Raw genomic sequence first — 1,684 nt, 5'->3', positions numbered from 1 at the left:
GCATCGATTCAGAGATCGACAGACCCGCTGCATCATCTGCTGCACGGTTGATACGCATACCGGAAGACAATTTCTCCATACTTTTACTTGAAGAAGCACTGTTCAGGTTCAGGTTACGCTGAGTGTTCAAAGCTGCAATATTGTGGTTGATAATCATGTTATTATTTCCTCCTTGAAGGTACGTTCCCACATCCATGTGGTTTATTTTGGCGATTCAGCGAGCCGATCGTACCCGCCTTACCGCTCTATTATATATATCGTCGCTTCCACTGGATTTGTTTATAGCAAACGGAACCTTTTCATTCCATTTTATGATTCATTTTTTGAAATTATATAGACAAGGTATGTATCTTAAACGGTATGTGTCCTTTCAATGATGAGAATACGACCTTGACTGCTTACATAGAACGGCATAGGAACGATTGGAATGGCAAAGAAAAAAGACCCTGAATACTTCCAGGGTCTTTGAGATGGGCGAGAATCGCCACCGCTTAGGATTAACGCAGCAGGGACAGAACGCCTTGTGGTGCAGAGTTAGCTTGGGACAGCATAGATTGTGCCGCTTGTACCAAGATGTTGTTTTTAGTCAGTTTAACCATTTCAGAAGCCATGTCAGTATCACGGATGTTGGATTCCGCTGCTGTCAGGTTTTCTGTAGTAGTACCCAGGTTGTTCGAAGTGTATTCCAGACGGTTTTGCTTCGCACCCAACTTAGCGCGCTCTGTTGCTACCGATTGGATTGCTGTTTCGATGCTTGCCAGGCTAGAACCAGAAGTCAGACCTGTAAAGCTACCTGTAGTGATCGCACCGATAGAGATTGTTACGCCAGTTTTGTCGCCAACTTGGATTGTAACACCCTTCGTGATGCTGATACCGTTGAAGGTTGTTTGGGACATGATGTTGTTGATTTGTGTACCCAGCTCGCCTAACTCTTGGTTGATGTTCGCTTTGTCAGTGGAAGAGTAAGTTCCGCTGGCTTTTTGTACGTTCAGTTCTTTCATACGTGTCAGCATGGAGCTAACTTCGTTCATTGCACCCTCAGCTGTTTGTACGTAAGAGATACCGTCTTGTGCGTTACGGGAAGCTTGTTCCAGACCGCGAATTTGACCGCGCATCGATTCAGAGATCGACAGACCCGCTGCATCATCTGCTGCACGGTTGATACGCATACCGGAAGACAATTTCTCCATACTTTTACTCGAAGAAGCACTGTTCAGGTTCAGGTTACGCTGAGTGTTCAAAGCTGCAATATTGTGGTTGATAATCATGATTTATTTCCTCCTTGAAGATAAGTTCCCACATCCATGTGGTTATTTTGGCGATTCAGCGAGCCGATCGTACCCGCCTTACCGCTCTATTGTATATATCGTCGCTTCCACTGGATTTGTTTATAGTAAGCTGAACCTTTTCTTTCATTGTTAGCAGTGATTTTGTAGGAAAATATACAACAAAACAACAGCTATAGTTCAATTCATATGTATACTTCAGGTGGTTCGTATACACAGGGTTGAAAGACAAAGAAAAAAGACCCTGAATACTTCCAGGGTCTTTGTAATAGGCGAGAATCGCCACCGCTTAGGATTAACGCAGCAGGGACAGAACGCCTTGTGGTGCAGAGTTAGCTTGGGACAGCATGGATTGTGCCGCTTGTACCAAGATGTTGTTTTTAGTCAGTTTAACCATT

General features: G+C 44.2%; 3 protein-coding genes. All 3 read right to left on the bottom strand.

Going from position 1 to position 1,684, the window contains the following annotated elements:
- A partial coding sequence (locus ABXR35_RS24035) for a flagellin N-terminal helical domain-containing protein (RefSeq protein ID WP_495525207.1) occupies window positions 1–157 on the bottom strand: 157 nt, incomplete at its 3' end.
- 340 nt (window positions 158–497) lie between these two features.
- The gene (locus ABXR35_RS24030) at window positions 498–1,268 is read right to left on the bottom strand and encodes a flagellin N-terminal helical domain-containing protein (RefSeq protein ID WP_367064609.1); all 771 of its coding nucleotides are present in this window, start codon (window positions 1,266–1,268) and stop codon (window positions 498–500) included.
- 313 nt (window positions 1,269–1,581) lie between these two features.
- On the bottom strand, window positions 1,582–1,684 hold a 103-nt coding region (locus ABXR35_RS24025; protein ID WP_367064610.1), incomplete at its 5' end, for a flagellin.

Source organism: Paenibacillus sp. JQZ6Y-1 (assembly GCF_040719145.1).
Lineage (GTDB): Bacteria > Bacillota > Bacilli > Paenibacillales > Paenibacillaceae > Saccharibacillus > Saccharibacillus kandeliae.
The sequence above is the reverse complement of the archived record's forward strand: the minus strand, read 5'-3'. Positions and strand labels throughout refer to the sequence as shown.

Excerpts from the sequence above, each read along its gene's own strand:
- ABXR35_RS24030 (WP_367064609.1), bottom strand. The coding sequence starts at position 1,268 with ATGATTATCAACCACAATATTGCAGCTTTGAACACTCAGCGTAACCTG.